The 23,022-nt window shown below is 40.2% G+C and carries 14 protein-coding genes and 1 pseudogene; 4 read left to right on the top strand and 11 right to left on the bottom strand.

The features are described from left to right. Positions 1-42 precede the first annotated feature (42 nt). From V7K36_RS01790 to V7K36_RS01770, 5 genes are all read right to left on the bottom strand, one after another. Entirely contained in the window at positions 43-1,257 is a 1,215-nt protein-coding gene (locus V7K36_RS01790; protein ID WP_335112690.1) for a glycosyltransferase family 4 protein, read from the bottom strand. Positions 1,258-1,326: 69 nt separating this feature from the next. Then, positions 1,327-3,567, bottom strand: a complete 2,241-nt coding sequence (locus V7K36_RS01785; protein WP_335112688.1) for an ATP-binding cassette domain-containing protein — start codon at positions 3,565-3,567, stop codon at positions 1,327-1,329. A gap of 140 nt (positions 3,568-3,707) precedes the next feature. Continuing rightward, positions 3,708-4,865: a glycosyltransferase family 4 protein gene (locus V7K36_RS01780; protein ID WP_335112686.1), complete on the bottom strand. Its 1,158-nt coding sequence runs from the start codon at positions 4,863-4,865 to the stop codon at positions 3,708-3,710. Between the two features lie 12 nt (positions 4,866-4,877). Continuing rightward, positions 4,878-5,921 (bottom strand): glycosyltransferase family 2 protein, encoded by a 1,044-nt coding sequence (locus V7K36_RS01775; protein ID WP_335112684.1) that lies wholly within the window; start codon positions 5,919-5,921, stop codon positions 4,878-4,880. Between the two features lie 206 nt (positions 5,922-6,127). Next, positions 6,128-7,135: a hypothetical protein gene (locus V7K36_RS01770; protein WP_335112682.1), complete on the bottom strand. Its 1,008-nt coding sequence runs from the start codon at positions 7,133-7,135 to the stop codon at positions 6,128-6,130. A gap of 755 nt (positions 7,136-7,890) precedes the next feature. Between V7K36_RS01770 and gloB the strand changes: the two genes are divergently transcribed. The 3 genes from gloB (at position 7,891) to dnaB (ending at position 13,094) form a co-directional block, all read left to right on the top strand. Then, positions 7,891-8,664: a hydroxyacylglutathione hydrolase gene (gloB, locus tag V7K36_RS01765; protein ID WP_335112680.1), complete on the top strand. Its 774-nt coding sequence runs from the start codon at positions 7,891-7,893 to the stop codon at positions 8,662-8,664. A 294-nt stretch (positions 8,665-8,958) separates the two neighbouring features. Then, positions 8,959-9,417 (top strand): 50S ribosomal protein L9, encoded by a 459-nt coding sequence (gene rplI, locus V7K36_RS01760; RefSeq protein ID WP_334827290.1) that lies wholly within the window; start codon positions 8,959-8,961, stop codon positions 9,415-9,417. Between the two features lie 233 nt (positions 9,418-9,650). Beyond that, the gene (gene dnaB / locus V7K36_RS01755; RefSeq protein ID WP_335112678.1) at positions 9,651-13,094 is read left to right on the top strand and encodes a replicative DNA helicase; all 3,444 of its coding nucleotides are present in this window, start codon (positions 9,651-9,653) and stop codon (positions 13,092-13,094) included. Between the two features lie 354 nt (positions 13,095-13,448). Here dnaB and V7K36_RS01750 read toward each other — a convergent pair whose 3' ends face one another. Both V7K36_RS01750 and V7K36_RS01745 read right to left on the bottom strand, forming a co-directional pair. Next, positions 13,449-14,033: an NADPH-dependent FMN reductase gene (locus V7K36_RS01750; RefSeq protein WP_335112676.1), complete on the bottom strand. Its 585-nt coding sequence runs from the start codon at positions 14,031-14,033 to the stop codon at positions 13,449-13,451. 11 nt (positions 14,034-14,044) lie between these two features. Further along, positions 14,045-14,842, bottom strand: a complete 798-nt coding sequence (locus V7K36_RS01745) for an SDR family NAD(P)-dependent oxidoreductase (protein WP_335112674.1) — start codon at positions 14,840-14,842, stop codon at positions 14,045-14,047. A 361-nt stretch (positions 14,843-15,203) separates the two neighbouring features. Between V7K36_RS01745 and V7K36_RS01740 the strand changes: the two genes are divergently transcribed. Further along, positions 15,204-16,481: an ATP-binding protein gene (locus V7K36_RS01740; protein ID WP_335112672.1), complete on the top strand. Its 1,278-nt coding sequence runs from the start codon at positions 15,204-15,206 to the stop codon at positions 16,479-16,481. Positions 16,482-16,849: 368 nt separating this feature from the next. Here the strand turns inward: V7K36_RS01740 and V7K36_RS01735 are convergent, their stop codons facing one another. From V7K36_RS01735 to V7K36_RS01715, 4 genes and pseudogenes are all read right to left on the bottom strand, one after another. Next, a complete protein-coding gene (locus V7K36_RS01735; protein ID WP_335112670.1) occupies positions 16,850-18,169 on the bottom strand; it encodes a 2Fe-2S iron-sulfur cluster-binding protein in 1,320 nt (439 codons plus the stop codon). Positions 18,170-18,335: 166 nt separating this feature from the next. After that, a pseudogene (locus tag V7K36_RS33920) lies at positions 18,336-18,856 on the bottom strand (DM13 domain-containing protein). Between the two features lie 333 nt (positions 18,857-19,189). Then, entirely contained in the window at positions 19,190-20,824 is a 1,635-nt protein-coding gene (locus V7K36_RS01720; protein ID WP_335112666.1) for an alpha-D-glucose phosphate-specific phosphoglucomutase, read from the bottom strand. 103 nt (positions 20,825-20,927) lie between these two features. Beyond that, positions 20,928-23,012, bottom strand: coding sequence for a tetratricopeptide repeat protein (locus V7K36_RS01715; RefSeq protein WP_335112664.1), 2,085 nt, complete (start codon positions 23,010-23,012; stop codon positions 20,928-20,930). Between the last annotated feature and the right edge of the window lie 10 nt (positions 23,013-23,022).

Genomic DNA, 23,022 nt, shown 5'->3' with positions numbered 1-23,022 from the left:
TCGTATTTATTCGTAGTTAGTTTTCTATTAATTTTTGCACCGTTACCCCAGAATTGGCGGACGCTGATCTTCTTCTACATAGCTTAATATTTTGGTAATTCTATTCTCCCAAGAAAATTGTTGGGCAAAATCTATACTAGCTGCATAACCCTCTATTTTTCTGGGATAGGCTTCTAAAGTATGTTGAATAGATTGGGCAAGTTTATGCGGGTTATCTGGTGTACACCAACTGGCAATTAAAGGTGATGTCTTGAATTCCATTAAAGGTGGAATCTCAGTTGCAACTATAGGAGTGCCAGCAGCCATGTACTGAAAAAATTTAACTGGATTCGTGAAATCTGCTGATTTTCCAGCGCAGTGAGGATGAACCAAAATATCAGCTGCTTGAAACAAGCTGACTAATCGTTCCCGTGGAAGTATCCAGCCTAAGAATTTAACGTTTTCTACATTTTTATTTCTAGCTAGTTGTTGGTATGCTTCTACTTGTGCTTCTGTACCTCCTGTGATGACAAACTGAATTTCTGGCAATTCTTTAGCAGAATCAATTAAGAGATCAACTCCTTTGAAAGGATACAAAGCGCCTGAATAGATAACTAAATATTTATGTCCATTTCTGAGCAATTCTTGACGCCATGTTTCGGCTTCTTGTGGCTGTCTGACTGAAAATGATTGATTGAATCCGTTATGTAGCCAAACGACTTTTTCCGGTGGCATTCCATATTCTATTAGACTTTGGCGGATGGGTTCCGATTGAGTTATGGCTATTTTAAAATAGGGACTGTGGACAATTTCCGGCTCAAATTTTTGATCTTGAAAGTAGTGACGTTCATAGATAGTAGGAATTTTATTTTGGACTGCGGCTTTGACAAAGTTCCAATCCCGCGTGTGGACAACTTTAGCATTAGGGCGGATATGAATCGGTAAATAATATTTGGTTACTACTGTACTGGAGTTAGTAAATTTACCACCTATTTTATCAATAGGCCAAGGCATTGGCAATGGGGCAATTTTGAGCTTTTCTTGAACATCGTAAAATTCTATAAATTCTCTGCCGGGTCTTTTCGGTTGATCAGGATAAATTAACGATAGTAGATTAACAGAATGTTTTTTATCTGGATAGATTAAAACTGAGGAATAGCCTAAGTTAGCTGCTGCATTGGCACAAAGAACATCATGAATTTCGTGTGCTGTGTCCGGTTGGAGTGATGGCTCTCCGGTGTAAAAAATATATTGATTTTTTTTTGAATAATTTATCATTGTTTTGGATGAGAGGTTTTTCAAGATTGTGGTAAAAATACTTTTGTTAATTGATTGTATTAACTAAAATTAAACTCTATTCTCAAAAAGCTTTAATGTATCTAGTAGGTAAATAGCAGAGTGATAAGACTCTACAATTAATCGATTTTGTTTTTGGGGTTCAGATTCTAATTTATCGACTAGCAAGTGTAGAGAAATAAGGAGGGGATAGAGACGTGCGTGAAACTCATTCGAGATATAACTAAAGTTTTGATACTGGTTATTTCCATTTTGATTTTGGTCTATATCTGACGAAAACTGCTGGTTAATTTTCAGGTTAACCACATCGCCGAAGACATCAATGGCGTTGAGAACTTTTAAGGCTGAATTGTATGATTCTTCAATTAATTCCTGCCGCTCTTCGGAATTGTCTACCAGATCATCAACTAATAGTCCGAGGAAACCAATCATTGAGTTAAGCCTTGTCCGTAGTTCGTGAGAAATTTGGTTAAAGCTGAGATTAGTTCTGGTGGAAATTTCCGGCTGATCAGTAAATTGCATTGAGTAGAGGCGTGAGTAGTAACTACCTTTTTGTAAAAGTTCTTCATGGGTGCCGATTTCTACTACACTTCCTTGGTCTAAGACGGCGATTTGATCGGCTTTTTGGACTGTGGAAAGGCGGTGAGCGATTACTAGGGTGGTGCGATCGCGACTTAGGTTATCAAGTGCAGCTTGTACTAAGCGTTCGGAAACGGTATCTAAAGCGCTGGTAGCTTCATCTAAAATCAGAATTTCGGGATTTTGCAGCAGGGCGCGAGCGATCGCTAATCTTTGCCTTTGTCCACCAGATAACATCACGCCGCGATCGCCAACCTGCGTATCAAATCCTTGGGGTAATTTGCTAATAAACTCATAGGCGTTTGCTCGCTTTGCGGCTGTGAGAATTTCATCATCACTAGCCTCTGGTCGTCCATAAGCAATATTGTTCCGCACCGAATCATTAAAGAGAAACGTATCTTGACTGACAATTCCCATCGCCTTCCGCACCGATTTCAAATCGAAATCTCGCAAATCTATTCCGTCTAGGGTAATACAGCCAGATGTGGGGTCATAAAATCTCGGTAAGAGGTCTGCCATTGTTGATTTACCAGCACCAGAACTACCCACCAAAGCCAGAGTAGTACCGCGTGGTAAATATAAATCTACGTCTTGAAGTACTATATTTTGATGATTAGGGTAGGAAAAACACAGATGCTTAAAATGCACTCCCTCTCTTAATTTCTCATAAGGAATCATCCCGCTGCTCATGAACGGCTTGTTATCTTGTCGTAAAAAATCAGCGACAATATCCACGCTAGAAGCAGTATTAGCAAAGCTACTCCGAAGAGTATTTAACTGAGAAATAAAGGGTAGCAGTCGCAATAGCAACAATAAATATGTAATCAAAACGGCTGAGACTGAACTAATCTGGTCGGCAAATAAGCTGCGACCCAAAAAGACAATCACTATTAAGGCTATAATGCCCGTCACCTCGCTAACTGGTGTAATAGCCTCAGAATTTACCTGGGACTGAAAATCTGCTTTTTCTCGGTCACGAATTAGCTTTTCAATCCGTTTATATTCTCTGTCTTCATTTCCCGTTGCCTTTACTAGGCGAATTCCATTTAGCATTTCTAACACAGAAATCGAATAGGCTTTAGACATTTCCGAAAACTGGGTACCAAAATCTCTTGAGCGGTAAATTGCATACTGATTTACGAACGTCACCAAAGTTAGCAACATTGTAGTAGCAATGGTCAACTGCCAAGAAATTGATAGTAACAAAGCCACAAAAACTAAAATCGTAATTGCCAGTATGATTAACTTAATGACACTGCCTATAGCACTAGCAGCACGAGCAATTTCTCCCCCAAGGCTGTTGATTAAATCACCAACTTTCATTTTGCTGTAATAATCTATGTCAATATCTAGTAATAACTTCAATCCTGCTTCTCGCATATCTGATGTCAATGTCCGCGTTAAAGAACTCGACACCAAACTACCGATATAGCCAGCTAAATTCTTTAAAACAATTGTAAATATAATTGAGCCAGCCATCACCGCTAGGCGGTAACTTTCGGGAACCTTATCAAAGGGAGACACAATAGCTTTAATAATTGGCGGCGCACCTGTTAAATCCACAGGTTGACCCACTATTTGAAGAATTACTGGCACAATCAGTGTCGTACCCACACCGTTAAATAAAGCGCTAGAAAATCCGAACAAGATTGTAAAAAATATCCTAGCTGGATAAGGTTTAGCAAATTTTACTAGTAGTTTGTTGTTAGACATTGGGGATTTAGATTATAAATTTATAATTTGATCGCGACAATAAAAAATCTTATCCATACAACTTCTATCAATCCAGTGTTACGATATTTTCAATTGAGTTAAATCTAGATTAATCATAGATTTATAACCATGCACTATCCTCACAAACGCGAAATTAACTCAGATAAGGTAGATGCCATAGCTTCTAAGCTGTACTTTTCTAAACATCTTTCTCTAGCTTTTCTACCTCGCTCTTTTGCTTGTTCTACATCGGCAAATATCAGTTGAATTTGTGCAGCAATTTGTTGGGGACAACTAGGATCAACTAAATAACCAGTTTCTGCTAAAATTTCGGGAATATCTCCCACTCGTGTGGATAACACAGGTTTAGCCATTGCCATGCCATCTGTTAACTTCAGAGGGAATTGGGCACGAGCAATTACGCTATCTCGCTGGGGAACAACTACAACATGAGCAGCTGCTACAACCTCAGGCATAACCTCTACAGGACATTTTGGCAACTTGATAATCCAGCGTCCCCATTTTTGAATCAGTTGCTGATCATAATCATCATAAGGATTGCCTCCGACAATTACCAATTTTAAATCTTGCTGATTCAACTGATCTAACGCTATTAAGACATCTTCAACTCCCTTGTGAGGTCTTGGCGCACCAGGAAACATGAGAACTCGATACTTTGTCAAACCATAACGCTCTCTGCTGACTTCTGGGTTATATTTCTCAGGGTCAAACATGGCGGTATCTTTGCCATTAGGCAAATAGACACCCCCAAAGCGGTCTTGAAGAAACTGAGTATCTATCGTAATTCCATTGGCACGAGATACTAAACTTTCCATCCACTGGAGATAAAGTGGATGATCGGGAAATCTTAATGCACCATTTTTTTTTAAAATGTCCCTGGCAAATTGCTTAAGACTGGGGCGATACTTCCATTCAAAACCTCCATGCCAGCTAAGTTCCCAGTCATCCATATCTAAAAGCAAAGGACGAGGACTAGCTAATTTATGCAGTAGAGAGACACCAAAACTTGTCGGTTTAGGTTTGACTGCATAAATAATGTCGCCATCTAGTTTTTGCCAAAGTTTTTTAGCTGAAGTAAAAAACTCAGGATAGTTTTTACCATCAATAGCAACTACTGATATCCCTACTGGAGGAATAGCATATAATTCTTTACCAAATAAAAATCCGACAATCTCAACTTGATAGTCGATTTTTTTTAGAACTTGAGCTAGTAAAAACGCTCTAACTGAGCCTCCTCCAGACAAGTCACTCACAACTAACGAAACTTTTCCTTTCATATATTAGTTGCTTTACTCAGTATTGGCATAAGTGCTTTTTGGTTTTTTGAACAAGTTGATGAACTGGGAAAAAATCGAGATGATTTTTTGCGATCGCGGACCCCGGTATCTTTCATATAATACAAAGCTGGGAATAATTAGCCGAGCTTGATAAATTAGCTTGAGTAAATAGCTATGATTAACTTTGATTTTTTTATTTAATAAGTACAAAGGAGGGTAAAATATTTTAATTAGCCGATCAAAATTATCTTGCTCTTTTTCTCTAATTGCTTCTTTAAGCAAAAAATCTATCCCTACTTGGCATAAAGGGATTAAATCATGATGCTTATTGCACACTGTCTCATATAACAAAATGTAATAAGCTTTCATATAAGACCAGTTATTAGTTCTATTAGACTGATGTTTTGTATAATATGCTCCGATCATCGGTGTGTAGACAAAATTAACATTAGCAATTAAAAGGTCTATTGTAAAATCTCTATCTTGCAGAGCTTTTAGGCGCTCATCAAATATTTTTTTTTCCTGCACATCTCTACTCATCAATAGACATTGTTGAAGTAAGGGAAATGGAGAATCAGCTAGGAAATCAGGGATGAGTAATCGCTCAATCAATTGTTCTCTTGATAAAGAACCAACTATATTTTCCTCCCTGTTGATAATTTGCTGTTCTCTGTCTATAAATACCCGTTCATAATCTGTATAAAAAACAGTATTCTCTTGAGCATACAAGGAACTTAAATGATCTAATTGAAATTGAATTTTATCTTCATGAATCCAATCATCTCCATCTAGAAACTGAATCCACTTACCTTGTGCCTGTTTAAAGCCAAAATTCCGACTTGAGGATACTCCGCCATTTTCTTTATAGAAGTAGCTAACTCTTGAATCTAGACTGATCAATTGTTGAGCAACTTCTTGTGTATTATCAGTAGAGCCATCATCTACCATAATACATTCAATGTCAGTAAATGTTTGCAATAGTACGCTTTTAACTGAGCGTTCTAAGTAGCTAGCTTGATTAAAACAGGTAACAACGATTGAAACAAGTGGAGTCATTGATTAAACACTCTTCTTGTTGAAAAGGTATAGTTCAAAATTCACGCCCAAGAAAATTAAGTATTGGGAAATGAAGTAAGTACAACGTTATGTAAAATCGTGGCGAATTGAGGGTTGAAATTTAAACGTATAGGCGCTTCGCCTTCCCGTAGGATAGGGGTGCAGAAGCACGCAAAGAATTCGCTACGAATTAATGAAATGTTGTACTAAGTTGGTATTTTGATTGAGATGTTGGCACGCTGCAAGTAATATTTGAGGAGTGCTATATAGATGCGATCCATTGATGGCAATGTATACTTTTTCTCAGATTCACCATCATGTGAACCCCAGACTACTGGGAAAGGATTTGGTTCCCAGACAATCAGGTTTTTCTGTTCGTCATAGCTGTAATCAAAAGCCATAAAATCAAAACCTAATGCTTTGCGTGCCTGCTGCAAAAGATGATGATTGCGGTCTTCTCCACTGAAATAAGCAATCTCCTCTGCTATTATTGACTCATTAATTACGCGATTATCGTTGTCGCGTACTTCCCAAGATTTGGAAACCATTAAAGGTCCAGGGATACCTTCATCTCCCATAGCGAAGTAGCGATACTTACGATACAAACCATCTTCTTCCCTAACATCCAGAAATTCTACTGCAATGGGGGCAAGCATCTTTTCAAAAGGGATGTTTTCCAAGTCATCCAGATTTTGGACAAAAAAGATTTGGCAGCCATGCACCCAGTCTTCACGGATAAAGAAGGGAGTTGACAATCCTCCTTGTGTCTTTTTGAAAGCTTCTAAATCAGTAATCGGCACTGTTTTGGCGGTGCGAATGCCCTCTACGCTACCAATTCGCTGTGCTGCCAGTGATTTAATTGAATTTGAGAGGTTATCAATGGAATTAATAATAGGAATGTTGCGTTTTTTACATTCTGCTTCTATTGGCTGGGCATATTGATAAATATGCGGAAATCTTTCTTTGAGGGGATCTTGTAGCCAAGGTATAAATAGTGCATAGCGATCCCAGTCTTTTATCTCACAAGGGAGATAATGGAGTTCAAATAGATGTGCTGCCTCAGGTACATTTTGACTGACCCAATAAAGAAAGTAGTCATTGTATGTAGACTGGTGATCTGCCTGTCGCACAACAAGGATGCGCTTGGGATATCGGACGTTATTCACGGCGTCCCGAATTGCTGAAATTACCTGTTGCCGAAATTCTTTGTACATAGAAGGTTTGTGACGTTAATATAGTCCTGGATGAAATTTTGATCAGATGTGAGATATTCGGCGCTAAAAATCTTAGTTGATTTTTGTTGACAAAACTTGATCAGTGTTATTACTCAGTAATTAAGGTTTTATAGAGGAGGAAATGGTTTTAATATAGGCTATCTCTTACTTTTTAAGTTTTTTAGGGTAACGATGAATCAGCCTTTAATTTGCCATCAATTATGGTTAGGACTTACGCATCAAGTACGAAATGTAGGGGCAATTTATCAATTGCCCCTACGGTAAATCAAGGCTTTCACTACCTTTTTGCGTAAGTCCTGATGGTAAAGAGTATATTTTTAGTTAACCCTAGATATCAAGTTTCAATAAAAGCCTAAATAAAGTTAACGCCATATTAGCTAGTTCGTCTACCGAAATTTCACATATAAATGATATTTTTTGATACTAAATATCTACTCATAAGAGAGGCAAAGGTATAGCGGTTCTCAGTTCAGTGAGGTACAAGAACCCCACCCCTAACCCCCTGGCTACGGTGTACACATAAGTCTTTGGTGACGCAATTTACGGTTAAGTCTTATAGCCACTAAGATACCTCACCCTGGTTTTACTACTTAAAACCTGTCCCTCTCCTTATTAAGGAGAGGGATTAAAGATAGGACAGGGTGAGGTTTTGGGTAATCGGATAACTTGTGTGTACACCGTAGGCTTTTCGAGAGGAGGCTATGATGTACTTCATGTGATTAGGAAACGCTATAATGCAGGTAATCCGTCTTGAGGCACTCTCAGACAACTATATATTTTTGCTGTACGATGCAGGGCAGAGTATTGCTGCTGTTGTCGATCCAGCCGAGGCTCAACCAGTATTAGAGAAACTAGCAGAATTAAAAGCTGAGTTAGTAGCAATTTTTAACACGCACCACCATCAAGATCATATAGGTGGTAATAAGCAGTTAATCACAGAATTCCCGCAAGTGATAGTTTACGGGGGAACCGAGGATCGTGGTAGAATTACCGGACAACAAGTGTTTTTGCAAGAAGGCGATCGCGTCCAGTTTGCAGAACGCATAGCTGAAGTTATCTTCGTTCCCGGACATACCCGCGCTCACATCGTTTATTACTTTCCCCCCGAAAAAGTTGGTGAGACAGGCGATTTATTTTGCGGCGATACCTTATTTTCTGGCGGTTGCGGTCGCTTGTTTGAAGGAACACCGACCCAGATGGTTGATTCTTTAAGCAAATTGCGATCGCTACCCGATGATACACGCGTCTGGTGCGCCCACGAATACACCTTAAAAAATCTGCAATTTGCCCTAACTGTGGATAGTGACAACACCGACTTACAAAGGCGCTTCAATGAAGTTAAGGCTTACCGTAGTCGAGGAGAAGCTACCATACCCTCACTGCTGGGAGTTGAGAAGCGCACCAATCCCTTTTTACGTTGGGATCAGCCATCATTACAATTAACTGTTAAGAGTGGCGATGCAGTGCAAACCTTTACGCGGATACGGGAAATGAGAAATAACTTTTAGGCATTGGGGATTGGGGATTGGGGATTGGGCATAGGGCATAGGGCATGGGGCATGGAGCATAGGACAAAACAGTTTCTCTTTTCCGAGTTAAGAGTTCTGAGTAAAGAAGTGAGATTCCCCACTCAGCACTCCCCGCATTCCTTCAATTTTCTAGCGCTAATAGTTGCGATCGCACCCTTCCTTTCGCTACGATCTATAAGCTTTAGGGTATAGGCAAAGAAGTTTGGAATACAGCAGTGACATTGTGAGCTATCCTAGCCAAACCCAAATTAATCAGAATTTACAGGAAAAACGATGGCGAAACGTGTACAGTTAGTTTTAAATCAGGATATCAGCAAGTTGGGGAAATCTGGCGACTTAGTGGAAGTAGCTCCTGGCTATGCTCGTAATTATCTGATTCCCCAGAAATTGGCAACCAATGCCACTCCTGGGATTCTTAAGCAAGTAGAACGCCGTCGTGAGCAAGAGCGTCAACGGCAATTAGAACTCAGACAACAAGCTCTTGAGCAAAAAGAATCTTTAGAAAAAGTTGGCAGCTTGACAATTGCCAAGCCAGTTGGTGAAAACGAAGCAATTTTCGGTACTATCACCACCCAAGATGTTGCAGATGCAATTAAGGCAGCCACCGGACAAGAAGTGGATCGGCGTGGCATTACCATCCCTGATATTAACCACCTTGGTACTTATCAAGCCGAAATTAAGCTGCATTCTGAAGTAGTGGCGCAAGTAGATTTTCAAGTAGTCGCTAGCTAACTCAGGAGGGGGACGCGGGGGACGCGGGGGTGAATAATAATTCCTAACTCTGCCAATTTTAGATTTAGAATTTTGGATTTTGGTGAAGCAGCACGGTCTTGGGGGTTTCCCCCATGAGTGACTGCACCAAGCCGAAGGGATTGAAGGAAAAATCTAAAATCTAAAATCTAAAATCTAAAATTGAATAACTCCCATACTCCCGACTAGCTTTCATCTCAAAACTAAAATCATTTATGGCTGAAGAACTGAGTTTTAAAGGCGATGGCAGCGATCGCCTCCCACCACAAAATATTGAGGCGGAAGAAGCGATTTTGGGTGGTATCTTACTAGATCCAGAAGCCATTAGTCGAGTTAGCGATCGCCTGCTTCCAGAAGCTTTTTACATTAGCGCTCACAAAGATATTTATCAAGCATCTGTGAGGCTCCATGCTCAAGGTAAAGCCACAGACTTGCTCTCAGTTACAAGTTGGCTGACTGACCATGAGATGCTTGCCCGCATTGGTGGCAGAAATAAGTTAGCAACACTAGTAGACCGCACAGTGTCAGCCGTGAACATCGACGCCTTAGCAGGGTTAGTCATGGACAAATACCTGCGGCGGCGCTTAATTAAAGCTGGCAATGAAATTGTACATCTTGGTTACGAGACAGAAACCGAATTACCAATTGTTTTAGATCAGGCAGAACAAAAAGTATTCGCCGTTACTCAAGAGCGTCCGCAATCGGGTTTAGTTCACATTTCTGATACTCTAATTAATAATTTCCAGGATATTGAAGATCGAAATCAAGGCATCGCCTTACCTGGGATTCCCTGCGGATTTTACGATTTAGATGCCATGACCAGCGGCTTTCAGCGTTCTGATTTGATTATTGTCGCTGGCAGACCATCAATGGGGAAATGCCTCAGCTTTGATTCAGAAATAGTTTTGGCAGATGGACAGATTATAAAAATTGAAGAATTATATAACCAACGTCATGGCTCATTATTGACGTTAAACAAAGACTGGAAATTTACCTTTACTCAACCCTGTGCATTTGTAGATGATGGTATCAAACCAGTTTTTCGGGTAACAACTCGCTTAGGTAGGTCTATTGAAACTACAATCACCCACCCATATTTGACTATTAAAGGCTGGCAAAAATTAGAAAATCTGACAGTTGGTGATCAGATTGCTGTTCCGCGAAAAATAAATGTATTTGGCACAGAAACCATCCGTGAGTGCGAAGTAAAGCTATTAGCTTATTTAATTGGCGATGGCGGATTAACTAACTGCAATCCCCGATTTACAAATAGTAATCCATTGCTGCAAGCCGAGTTTTCACAAGCAGTTGCAGATTTTGGTGGTTTAACTGTGGGTTGGCAAAATTCCCAAGGTAGACGCACACCATCACTTTGTGTAAGTGGAGACTTGGAATTTATTGCTATTCAAAGACAGATTTTTGCTGAAAGTTTTAAACTAACGATTCAATCGCAGTCATTGACAGGAAAAGAAATAAGTCAATTAGTTGGAGTCAGCCCTACTTTACTTTGCGCTTGTAAACAAGGAGAGTCTGTACCAAATTTACAAACTTTTGATCTATTATCCGAAATTTTACAATTAGAGTCAGAACACTTTGTATCTCATAGATTTGCCTGCATGAGCAAATCTCGGAAGAATTCGCTGACACTTTGGTTAGAAGAATTAGGTTTGTGGGGGAAAAATGCTCATGGTAAAACTATCCCAAACATCGTTTTTAAATTAGAGCGATCGCAAGTATCTTTATTCCTTAACCGTCTCTTTGCTACTGATGGATGGGCTGCACTACTTACTAGCGGTCAATCACAGTTAGGCTATGCAACAGTCAGTGAGAAACTAGCAAGACAAATCCAACATCTTTTATTAAGATTTGGCATCATTGCCTCTCTTAAAAAGCGTTCTGTAAAATATAATAATACCCGCAGACCAGCGTGGCAATTAGATATTACTGATGCCTTGTCTATCAAAACTTTTATCTCAGAAATAGGTATCTTTGGCAAAGAAGAAGCATTAGCAAAAGTTGCAGATGCAATATCTCAAAAGCGATATCAAACTAATCGTGACTTGATACCTGTAGAAATTTGGCAACAAATAGCAGTAGCAAAAGGTAATGAGACTTGGAGTAGTTTAGCTAGACGTGCAGGTATTCAAGGCTATACAAATATGCATATTGGTAAACGTGCGCTACTGCGAGAAAGACTTTGGATGTTAGGCACAGCTTTAGAGAATTTGCCACTTCAGCAGTTAGCAACCAGCGATGTATATTGGGATGAAATTGTTTCTATTGAGTCCGTAGGTAATAAGCAAGTCTATGACTTGACAATTCCAGAAACACAAAATTTTGTTGCTAATGATATCTGTGTCCACAATACAGCATTTTGCTTGAACCTGGCTCATAATATCGCCGCTTCTTATAAATTACCCGTTGCTATTTTCAGCTTGGAAATGTCCAAAGAGCAACTGACGCAACGGCTATTAGCTAGCGAAGCGCAAATTGAAAGTAGTTATCTGCGGACTGGACGCCTCAGTCAAACACAATGGGAACCTTTAAGCCGTGCTATTGGTATCCTTTCGGAGATGCCGATTTATATTGACGACACGCCGAATATTACAGTTACACAAATTCGTAGTCAGGCGCGGCGACTGCAAGCAGAACAGGGCACAGAACTGGGTTTGATTGTAATAGATTACTTGCAATTGATGGAAGGAGCCGGTGATAATCGCGTACAAGAATTATCAAAAATTACGCGTCAACTCAAAGGTTTAGCGCGTGAATTATCTGTACCAGTTATTGCTTTATCTCAGTTGAGTCGAGGTGTGGAAGCACGCACTAACAAGCGTCCGATGTTGTCAGATTTGAGGGAGTCTGGTTGTTTAGCAGGCGATAGTCTGGTGACATTAGCTCCGGGCGGACTGCAAGTACCAATTAGGGAATTAGTAGGTAAATCTGGTTTTGCAGTTTGGGCGTTGAACGAAGCTACAATGCAGCTAGAAAAGGCAATTGTTAGTAATGCTTTTTCCACAGGTATAAAGCCTCTGTTTACTTTAACAACTCGATTGGGTCGAAAAATCCGTGCTACAGGTAATCACAACTTTTTAACAATTAATGGCTGGAAAAGACTTGATGAATTAACTCCTAAACAACATCTATGTTTACCAAGACATCTCCCCAGTCCTGGTAAACAAACCATGACTTATGCCGAGGTTGCATTATTAGGGCATTTAATTAGCGACGGTTGTACATTGCCGCGTCATGCCATACAGTACACTACCAGGGGGATAGATTTGGCTCAGAATGTTGCTTTTTTAGCAAGAGAAGTTTTTGGAGATTCAATCGTTCCGAGAATTTCATCTGAACGTGCCAATAGCGATGTTTATTGGGATGAAATCGTTTCAGTTGAAAGTAGCAAAGAGGAAGAAGTGTTTGACCTCACCGTTCCTGGTTTGAATAACTTTGTTGCCAATAATATTGTTGTTCACAATTCGATTGAACAAGACGCGGATTTAGTAATAATGTTGTACCGCGATGAATATTACTCTCCCGATACTCCCGATCGCGGGATTGCAGAAGTGATCATAGCTAAACACCGCAACGGACCTACAGGTACTGCGAAACTGTTGTTCAATCCACAATTTACAAAGTTTCAAAATTTAAAAATTTAGCCAGATAAAATAATTATTTAAATCAATACCTTTGCCTTACCTCTGTGCTACCGATTCGGAAGCACAGAGGTAAGTAAAATTGGGACTTAAGTAACTGGGGCGGCTTCCACTTCACCAGTCTGGGCATTATGACTTACTTTCAGGACGGTATCCATTACATCTGCACCCATCCGCGCAGCTATTTCTCGGCAGGGCTTGCTGGCATGGATGTTAACTTATATCATGTCCGCTTGATTGCTTATTAAACCCGAAGAACCCCACCCCGCCAAAGCTGTGCTTTGTCTCCCCTCCCCGCAGGCTCTTAGGGGTTGGGGGTGGGGTTCTTTTATTATGGGTAATTTGGCGGACATGATATTAGATATGATCTTTTTTCTCCAAGCTGACTTCTTGCCGCCCATATTTCAGGACAGTTGACATCCAAATTAACTCGTCCATAAACCTTTCCATGCGGCGAATGTAGGTTGGTTTGTCAATCAAATTGCCCGACTGATCAAATAGTTTCTGAACGTTGCTAAAGTTGAGGTCATAGAAAATAGTCACTAGCCCCAACTCCCACATCACAGGTAAAAGGTTTTGGATTACCCTTGTACCACCAAAGGAGCCTGCGGAAACGCCACACAGACCAACAGCTTTATGAATGTATTCTTTAAGACAGGTGTCCAGTACGTGCTTGAGCAAACCCGGATAACCGTGGTTATACTCTGGTGTAACAATAATTAATCCATCTGCTCGTTCAATGGTTGCAGAAAACTGAGGGTCTTTGAGAGATTCCCCTGCATCGTTTGTAGCGATCGCCATATCTCTAATATCGATGAGTTCGGTTTCTAGGCGATCGCGTGCTGCAATCTGCTCAACAATAAATTTAGCAACGTATTCACTTTGGCGACCTTGACGGGGAGTACCAAGGATAACTGGAATAAATAGAGATGAATTTGGCATAGTTTTTCTCCCTACTGTTCTTGATAGTTCCAAAGTAGTCCACCATCCACAAAGAAAGTGCTACCTGTAATGTAGTCAGCATCAGAAGAACCTAGAAATGCCACTAAAGAAGCAACATCTTGTGGTTGACCCAAGCGACCGAGAGGAATATTTTTTAATAGCGCACCCAACTTTTCTGGGTCATTTAACAGCTTAGTATTAATCGGAGTTTCTATTGCTCCGGGCGCAACGTTATTAATCGTGATCCCCAAAGCACCCAATTCCACAGCTAAGTTACGGGTGAGCATTTTTATCCCGCCTTTGCTAGCACAGTAAGATGTGAAATTGGGAAATGGTAGTTCTTCATGCACCGAACTAATGTTGATAATTTTTCCAGTTCGTTTAGTTTCAATCAGGTGTTGTACAAAGGCTTGAGTGGCAAAGAATACACCTTTTAAATTGACATTCATCACAGCGTCATAATCTGCTTCTGTAACATCCCAAAATGGTGCGTGTTTTTCAATGCCAGCATTATTTACCAAAATATCTAGCTTGCCAAAATGGTTAATACTTTCTGCAATCAGTTGACGCACCTGATCAACACTGCCCAAATCTGCTTGAAGTGTGTAACCATGTGATTTTGGACACTGAGCCATATGACAATTACCACCAATCGCCTCTACCTTTGCTAAAGTATCCTCTGCTCCTTCTGGGTGAGAGCGATAGTTAATCACCACATTTGCCCCTGCTTGAGCAAGACGCAAAACAATTGCCTGTCCAATACCTTGACTACTCCCAGTCACTAGAGCAACTTTACCATCTAATTTCATAAATTTTCTCCTTGTGAATTGTAGTTAGTTTCTGATTAATTTTAACTGCTCAAGTTAGCAACGCCAAAAGTAGCATTAAACTTGCGATACCAGATAGCGACAGAACTCTCGGCTGGAACTTTAAACTGATTGTTGCTTGAATAATTAATCTAAGAATTATGGATATATAAGGATTGATATCTAGAAAGCTGATATTTTGTTTAGAAAGTTTTTCCAGATTTCTCAGCAAAATTTAATTTTTTAGGTTACGAGTGATTAAATGTAAATAAAGATACAGCAGTTTGTTAGATATGCTTTTTCAACTTATTTTGCTAAACTTTGATTTTTTAACTTATTTTGCTAAACCATGCAATAAGCATCTATGAGCAAAGCCAATGATCAAGAAATGTTGTTCCAACAACCTTGGGAGCGTGAGCGGCAAATAATAGCACGTTTGTCGTCTTTGAACTATCGCACTGGCTCTCTAGATAGCTATTTGTATAACATTGCCTGCGGAGTCAGCGAACTGATTGGAGTTGATTGGACGGTTGTTACCTTTTGCCAAGAAGGGTTTGAAACTGTTCTAGCGAGTAGTCTAGAAATGGCCGAAGATGCACCCCGTGTTTATGCATTACATGGCCAATTGATTGCTACAGTTATGCAAATTGGGCGCACATTAGCAGTTGAAGATGCTGTAGCTAATCCAGAGTACGGTAAACCTGCACCGGGTTATCGAGCATATTTGGGGATACCGTTGCAAACTACTGAAGGTCAAGTATTTGGAACTGTTTGCTCTTTTCATCGGCAGGCAAGGGAATTTACAAAAGAAGAAATCCAAATTGTGGAATTGTTTGCAGAACGTGCAGCTACTGCGATTGACCATTATCATCTTTACCAGCAGCAGTGCCAATTTAATCATATCCTGGAGGTCGAGGTAGAAAAACGTACCGCAGAACTACGAGCAGCGCAAGCCAAGCTTTTAGAACAAGAACGGCTGGCGGCTATTGGTGAATTTGCGGCGATGATTGTGCATGAAATTCGTAATCCCCTGACTACAATGATTATGGGATTGAAGTATTTCAAAAAAACTATTCTAACCCAAGCAGCTGTTGAGCGATTATCACTGGCACTTGGCGAAGCCAGTCGTTTAGAAAATCTGCTGAGTGAAATTTTGCTTTATGCCAAGCCCCAGGTGTTGCAACTATCTGAATTGGATCTGAATGAATTCATTTGTGAATTACTTGTACCAATGTGCGAGATGCCAGAAGCGCTCTCACGGCAAATCGAATTTATTCCGGCGTTACCTACAGTCAAAATCCTAGTAGATAAAGATAAGCTAAAACAAGTGTTTATTAATATTGTCCGCAATGCTTGTGAGGCAGTCTCAGCAGGAGATGTGATTAAATGGGAATTAGATAGTTCATCTTTAGATCAAATCTGTATCAATGTCTGCAATGGTGGTGAGCCAATTCCTTCAGAGGTTTTGTCAAAGCTAACGCAGCCGTTCTTTTCCACAAAACCTAGTGGTACTGGGTTGGGGCTTGCCATTACCAAACGCATCGTCAATGCTCATGGAGGGGAATTGTCCATTGAGTCTGACACAGTGACAGGTACTAAAGTGAGTGTTCAATTACCTGTGCTTGCTCTTGGGAGCCTTTAAACAGAAGGCATTTTTAACGGCAATCAATCGGTTATTGACCCCTGATATCATGTCCGCTTGATTGCTCATTAAACCCGAAGAACCCCACCCCGCCAAAGCTGTGCTTTGTCTCCCCTAAGAGCTTGCAGGGAGGGGTTGGGTTCTTTTTTTATGGGTAATTTGGCGGACATGATATGACTTCTATCTCAGCTATAAGACTCAATATTTGAGTAGTGAGTTCTGAAAATTTTATAATGGTGATGCTGACAAAATATACAGGTCTAGGGACTTGTAATCAACGCCCAATCAATGGGAAAGCAATCGCATGAGTTGTGGGGAGTGCGATCACCCTTTGTAATATCTGCGCTTTCACACACGTTACCCTTTTATTAAATATCCAATACCAATTTTGAAATTCTAGGTTGAGAAATACAAATCAACACCGAACCCTCATCAATTGTCGCAGTTGCTTCTTCTTGGTAAGCAACTTCACCTTCGCTGATTTTACACATACAAGTACCGCAAACACCTACACGACAACTAAAAGGAGGATTAATATCATTGGCTTCGGCAAATTCTAGGATAGTGCCATCACTAGGTCGCCATGTCAAAGTTTTGCCGGATTTTGTAAAGACAATTTCTGCAAATTCTTCACCTGTAGTTGCGGTCGGAGTTTGTTTTTCAGAGTCACTTTTCATCGGTTTACCAAAAGATTCAAAGAAGACTCTACTCTCAGGTACTCCCGATTCCTTGAGTCCGTCCCTAATAGACTGTATAAATGGTGGAGAACCACACAGAAAATATTCAGCTTCTTGTCCAAATAATTCTTTAATTAAAGCAGCATCAACATAGCCAACACTGTGGTATTTACCTGTATCTTCAGGTCTGGGACGGCTATAGCGAAAATGTACATTTAGGTTATGATTTTGTTGAGAAATTTCCATCACCTCATCCCGAAAAGCGTGGAATCTGCCATCTCTAGCACCATGTACAAACCAAATAGGACGATTACGATTGAGACGGGTAGAAGCTTTCGCCATACTAATCATCGGCGTAATTCCTACACCATTGCTAATCAACACTGCGGGGATAGACTTCTGCACATCCAAAACAAATTTACCGTTTGGTGGTTTTGCGGGAATTACTGAACCTTCCTGAATGCGATCGTGCATAAAATTAGATGCTATACCAGGCATGACATCTAATGCATTCGGTGCAAGTTCCCGCTTAATTGAGAGACGATAGTATTCACAAGGTTCAGCATAATCAGATAGCGAGTAAGTACGAATTACAGGTTTATCCTGTCCATGAATATCAAGTTTGATTGTTAAAAATTGACCCGGTTGAAAGTTAGGGATTTCACCTTTATCTTCAGGTTGCAAATAAAAAGAGGTAATTTCTTCGCTCTCTTTCACCTTACGAACAACCACAAGATTTCGCCAATCTTTCCAAACATAACTATCTGATGCGTTGATATCTGGAGTGGATTTGTTTCCACTGGCTTTGCTTGGATAAACTAAGCCAAAGACTGCACCACCAACTGTCCCAAATAGTGAGGAATAAACACCAAGCTGATAAGCAGATTTGTCTTTAGCATTAGTTACACCAATTATAACAGCAGTAGATAAGGTCACTACTGAGCAAACTGTAGCTGCTACTGCCACACTTCTGACTAATGGATTCTTAATTCTTCCCAGACTTTCTAGCATTGTTGTTTTTTGTCTAATACTTTTAGTTACGTTAAGCTATACCTATTAAGATGATGAAGAACAATTCTCTATCCGATGCCTTGACTGCTACCAATAACTAGGTCAACTTTATCATCTAGTTTCATAAACTTCCCCTTGTGAATTATGGTTATTATTTGATTAATTTTTAACTGCTTAAATTGGCAGCGCCAAAAGTAGGATTAAACTTACGACACCAGATAGCGGCAGATTTGTAGTCTGCTAAATTGATGTTGTTAGGAATGGGATATGTTTGGGCATCACTATATTTTTTTAAGGGAGCAAGTATGATATAATCGCCTTTTTTTAAGGGATAAGATGGTGGCTTAGTTGATTAATTACATTATCTGAACGATGCAAAATTACTACCAAATCTGGCTAGGATTCAGAGGTCTTAAAGGACTGATCAAGCTCTAGAAATGATTTACCATTTTTGTTAGTAATACGGACTGTTCCTTGAGTTGGATGTTCTCCAGAAACAAAAGTGCCTGACTTGATAACAGTTGAGTCTTGAGATTGTGCTGATGGCTTGGTCTGAGTTGAAGACACGGGAACAGATGCATTCACAGCCGCAGAACTTTCATGAGACTGCTTATTTGATACTTCTCCGACACAGCTAACTATGACAAGAGAAGAAAAACTCAGAAATAATAAATATCTGATTTTCATGAGTTAAATCTTTCAATACATCAACCAGCGATATAGCTTTTGGCTTGAACTTTAAACTTATTTTTACTTGATTAATTAGTCTAAGAATTATAGATATCTAAGGATTAATAGCTAGAAAGCTGATATTTTGTTGAGATAGTTCTTATAGAGTTCTCAGCAAATTTTAAAGTTTTTGTTTATGAGTAATTAAGTATAAATAAAATATAGCGGTTTATTCCTGAAGAATCGCTACATAATTTTGTTTGTAGTTGGCGCTTTAGCGCTAAAGCGCCAACGGGGATTGGGGAGATGAGGGAGACAAGAGAGAAATAACTCCTAACTCCTAACTCAGCATTAGGTGATTACAGTTGGCTGTTCTCGTCCAGTGAATTTACGGATTTGAGCTATTTCTTCAGCAAGAGTAATTAAAGAAGCAAGTGCTTGCTGTGATTCAAGATCATGTTTGGCGGGATCTGGTTCGTAGCTTTCTATATAAACTCTTAGGGTTGCACCTTGAGTACCAGTACCAGAAAGTCGCACCACAATACGGGAGCCATCGGTAAAGCCAATGCGAACACCTTGTTGATCGCTAACGCTACCATCAACAGGGTCGGTATAACTAAAGTCATCACTGTATTCAACTTGATAGTTACCAAACTGCTTGCCTTTGAGGGTTGGCAATAAGGAACGCAGTCTTTCTATTAAGGTGTTTGCTGGCTCTATCTCTATCCCTTCATAGTCATGGCGGGAGTAATAATTGCGTCCATAGGTCTGCCAGTGTTCTTGTACAATTTGCTCAACAGATTGCTGCCGGACTGCCAGGATATTCAGCCAGAACAGCACAGCCCATAGCCCATCTTTTTCGCGGATGTGGTTAGAGCTGGTACCAAAGCTTTCTTCACCGCAGAGAGTCGCTTTACCCGCGTCTAAGAGATTGCCGAAGAACTTCCAACCAGTAGGCGTTTCATAAGATTCAATTCCAATTTGAGCGGCAACTCGATCTACTGCTTGACTAGTAGGCATCGATCGCGCTACCCCGGCTAAACCCGAACTATAACCAGGGACTAGCTTGGCGTTTGCAGCTAACACTGCGAGGCTATCGCTAGGTGTGACAAAGAAGTTACGCCCTAAGATCATATTGCGATCGCCATCTCCATCAAAAGCTGCCCCAAAGTCTGGCGCATTCTCTCCGTACAAAATATCTACCAACTCATGGGCATAGACCAGATTTGGATCAGGGTGTCCGCCCCCAAAGTCTTCTAAGGGTGTACCATTACGCACCGTTCCTACTGGTGCGCCCAAACGTTGCTCGAAAATCGCATGGGCATAGGGGCCAGCCACCGCATGTAAGGCATCAATGCTGATCCGAAAATTTCCAGAGGTCAACAATTGGCGAATCCGTTCAAAATCGAACAGGGACTCCATTAACTCTTCATAATCCTGTACGGAGTCAATTACCTCAACTACCGTCTCTCCCAAATGTGACTCACCCAAGGTTTCTAAATCTACATCTGGTGCTTCCAGAATTTGGTAGCTATCAATCACTTTACTGCGATCGTAGATCGCCTCTGTCACCTTTTCCGGCGCTGGTCCACCGTTGCTAATGTTATATTTCACACCAAAGTCACCATTTGGCCCGCCTGGATTATGACTAGCAGACAAGATGATGCCGCCAATAGCCTGGTACTTACGAATAATAGCGGAAGTCGCAGGAGTAGACAAAATCCCCCGTTGACCAACTTTAATCCGTCCAATGCCGTTGGCCGCAGCCATTTTTAAAATGATTTGAATGGCTGGGCGATTGTAATAACGACCATCACCACCGAGGACTAGGGTTTGAAAGCGCAAGTCCCCTACAGAATCGAAGATGGATTGGGTAAAATTTTCCAGGTAGTGGGGCTGCACAAAAGCCTTAACTGCTTTCCGCAGCCCAGAAGTACCGGGCTTTTGGTCAGGAAAGGGAGTAGTAGAGACTTTACGAATGTTCATAGATAATCTTTAAAAAGGCATTTTTCTCTTACAGCTTTGCATAAGTTTGTGACAAAAAAAATTGCCCCGCAGTCAGACCAATAGAACTACGGAGTTCTGAAGGCTATTCCCGATGAATTGGAAAGCCCCGTCTATGTATAGGTTGGGGTAGTTCACCTCCAGTAGTTGGCGCTGGTGCTGAATTATTTTGCAGAATTCCAATTTCCCTCTGTGCATCTTGATAACTATCTTGTTCTCCTTGCTGTTGAAATAGTTTTGCAGCTTTTTTGAAATCCGCGATCGCACCCTGGTTATTTTTCTGTTTGGTACGAATCACACCCCGGTTATAGTAGGCTGAAGCATTGTTAGCATTAATTGCGATCGCTCGTGAATAATCCTGATTTGCAGCTTTTTTATTTCCGAGTTCGAGGTAGGCGTTACCACGGTTGTTGTAAGCTGCTACATTATTAGGATCTAGTTTCAGTGCTGCGGTATAATCTTCAATAGCGCCTTGATAATCTCCGAAAGAAAAGCGGTGAATCCCTCTGTGAGTATAAGCTGCAATAAATTTAGGATCAATCTGTAAAATAGTGTTGTAATCTTCAGTAGCTTCGAGTTTCTCTCCCAAATCACTGTAAACATCACCACGATTAAGATAGGCTTCTATGTATTTGGGATTGATGCTAATTGCATCCGTATAATCTTTAAGTGCTATATATTTTTGTTTATTAATAGATTGAGTTAAACCCCTTTGATAATAAGCTTTGGCATCACTAGGATTAATCTTAATTACTCTATCAAAATCTTGGATTGCTGCTTGTGTAAGTTTGAGGTGACGGCGGAGAATCCCTCGCTGCAAGTAAGCTTCAGTATACTGAGGTTTGAGAGCGATCACTTTGCTAAAATCTGCCATTGCTCCTTTATTATCCTTCAGTTGAGCAAGGGCTAAACCCCGGCCATAGTAAGCATAAGCATTCTTAGGATTTAACTTAATCGCTTGGGTATAGTCAGCGATCGCTTCTTTATACTTCCCTAATTCTGAAAAAGCAAATCCTCGATCAAAATAGGCATTAGCATCTTGAGGATTAAGCAAAATGGCTTGGCTAGAGTCTGCTTGTGCTTGCTCGTAGTCTCCTAATCGATAATAAGCATCGCCTCGCCTATTATAAGCCGAAGCGTTTTGCGGATCTAATTTAATAGCCTGATTGAAATCTTCAACTGCTCCTTCATAGTTTCCTGCGTCATATTTATTTACTCCCTCTTGATATAATTTCTGTTCAGCATCACTTACAGGTTTTGGCGACCTCAATTGCCATGCTCCAATACCAAGTGCGATACAGCCAGCTAGCCCTATCAGAATTAGTAATAGTTTTTTATGATGCTGTTTTTGTTGATCGTCCTCAACATTTGTTAACTTTTTTAGATCGTCTAAAACTTCAGTTGCATACTGATAGCGCTTACGATAGTCCAAACGCACCATTCTATTAATAATTGTTGCTAATTTTCTGTTAACTTTTATATTTTTATACTGCCAAAGGATTTCACCTGTTAACTTATTTTTCTGACTTCGCAAATTAGATATTTCGTTTGCTGGTAAACCTTTAAGTGCTGCGATCGCAACGATACCTAAAGCATATATATCACTGTTATATTTCCGGTTGCCGTTAGCTTGTTCTATAGGCATATATTCGAGATTGTCAACGGGATTAGTGATGGCTTCATTAAAAGTACCAAAATTAACCAAAACTAACTTTTTATCTGACTCCCGGCGAATAATATTTGCTGGTTTAATATCCCGATGAATCACCCCATAGCTATGTACAAGTACCAAAATTTCTAAGATATCTGATAAAAGACTAATTACTTGTTCTTCTCTCAGAGGTTGTCCCTGGATAATTTCGTCAGTTAAAGGATTCCCAGGTATGAATTCTTGGACTATATAGAATTCTTCCTTTTCTTCAAAACAAGCAATTAGCTTTGGAATTTTATCGTCTTCCTGTCCTAGTTTTTCCAAAGTTGCTGCCTTACTGGTAAACAAGTGGCGTAGGATTGTTAAACTTTGAGGATTGCTACTAGGATGACATAACTGCTTTACTCTAAATTGGCTGCCAGGAAAATTAATATCTTCAACTAGATACGTTTTCCCCTTTTCACAATCATTGAGAGCTTTTAGTATTCGATAATGTCCATCTAGCAAATGACTATTCATTAATATAAAT

It is taken from the genome of Nostoc sp., from assembly GCF_036919555.1.
GTDB lineage: Bacteria > Cyanobacteriota > Cyanobacteriia > Cyanobacteriales > Nostocaceae > Nostoc.
The sequence above is the reverse complement of the archived record's forward strand: the minus strand, read 5'-3'. Positions and strand labels throughout refer to the sequence as shown.

What these genes read in the sequence shown, in the direction of transcription:
- V7K36_RS01790 (WP_335112690.1), bottom strand. Translation starts at nt 1,257, where the DNA reads ATGATAAATTATTCAAAAAAAAATCAATATATTTTTTACACCGGAGAG.
- V7K36_RS01785 (WP_335112688.1), bottom strand. Translation starts at nt 3,567, where the DNA reads ATGTCTAACAACAAACTACTAGTAAAATTTGCTAAACCTTATCCAGCT.
- V7K36_RS01780 (WP_335112686.1), bottom strand. Translation starts at nt 4,865, where the DNA reads ATGAAAGGAAAAGTTTCGTTAGTTGTGAGTGACTTGTCTGGAGGAGGC.
- V7K36_RS01775 (WP_335112684.1), bottom strand. Translation starts at nt 5,921, where the DNA reads ATGACTCCACTTGTTTCAATCGTTGTTACCTGTTTTAATCAAGCTAGC.
- V7K36_RS01770 (WP_335112682.1), bottom strand. Translation starts at nt 7,135, where the DNA reads ATGTACAAAGAATTTCGGCAACAGGTAATTTCAGCAATTCGGGACGCC.
- gloB (WP_335112680.1), top strand. Translation starts at nt 7,891, where the DNA reads ATGCAGGTAATCCGTCTTGAGGCACTCTCAGACAACTATATATTTTTG.
- rplI (WP_334827290.1), top strand. Translation starts at nt 8,959, where the DNA reads ATGGCGAAACGTGTACAGTTAGTTTTAAATCAGGATATCAGCAAGTTG.
- dnaB (WP_335112678.1), top strand. Translation starts at nt 9,651, where the DNA reads ATGGCTGAAGAACTGAGTTTTAAAGGCGATGGCAGCGATCGCCTCCCA.
- V7K36_RS01750 (WP_335112676.1), bottom strand. Translation starts at nt 14,033, where the DNA reads ATGCCAAATTCATCTCTATTTATTCCAGTTATCCTTGGTACTCCCCGT.
- V7K36_RS01745 (WP_335112674.1), bottom strand. Translation starts at nt 14,842, where the DNA reads ATGAAATTAGATGGTAAAGTTGCTCTAGTGACTGGGAGTAGTCAAGGT.
- V7K36_RS01740 (WP_335112672.1), top strand. Translation starts at nt 15,204, where the DNA reads ATGAGCAAAGCCAATGATCAAGAAATGTTGTTCCAACAACCTTGGGAG.
- V7K36_RS01735 (WP_335112670.1), bottom strand. Translation starts at nt 18,169, where the DNA reads ATGCTAGAAAGTCTGGGAAGAATTAAGAATCCATTAGTCAGAAGTGTG.
- V7K36_RS01720 (WP_335112666.1), bottom strand. Translation starts at nt 20,824, where the DNA reads ATGAACATTCGTAAAGTCTCTACTACTCCCTTTCCTGACCAAAAGCCC.
- V7K36_RS01715 (WP_335112664.1), bottom strand. Translation starts at nt 23,012, where the DNA reads ATGAATAGTCATTTGCTAGATGGACATTATCGAATACTAAAAGCTCTC.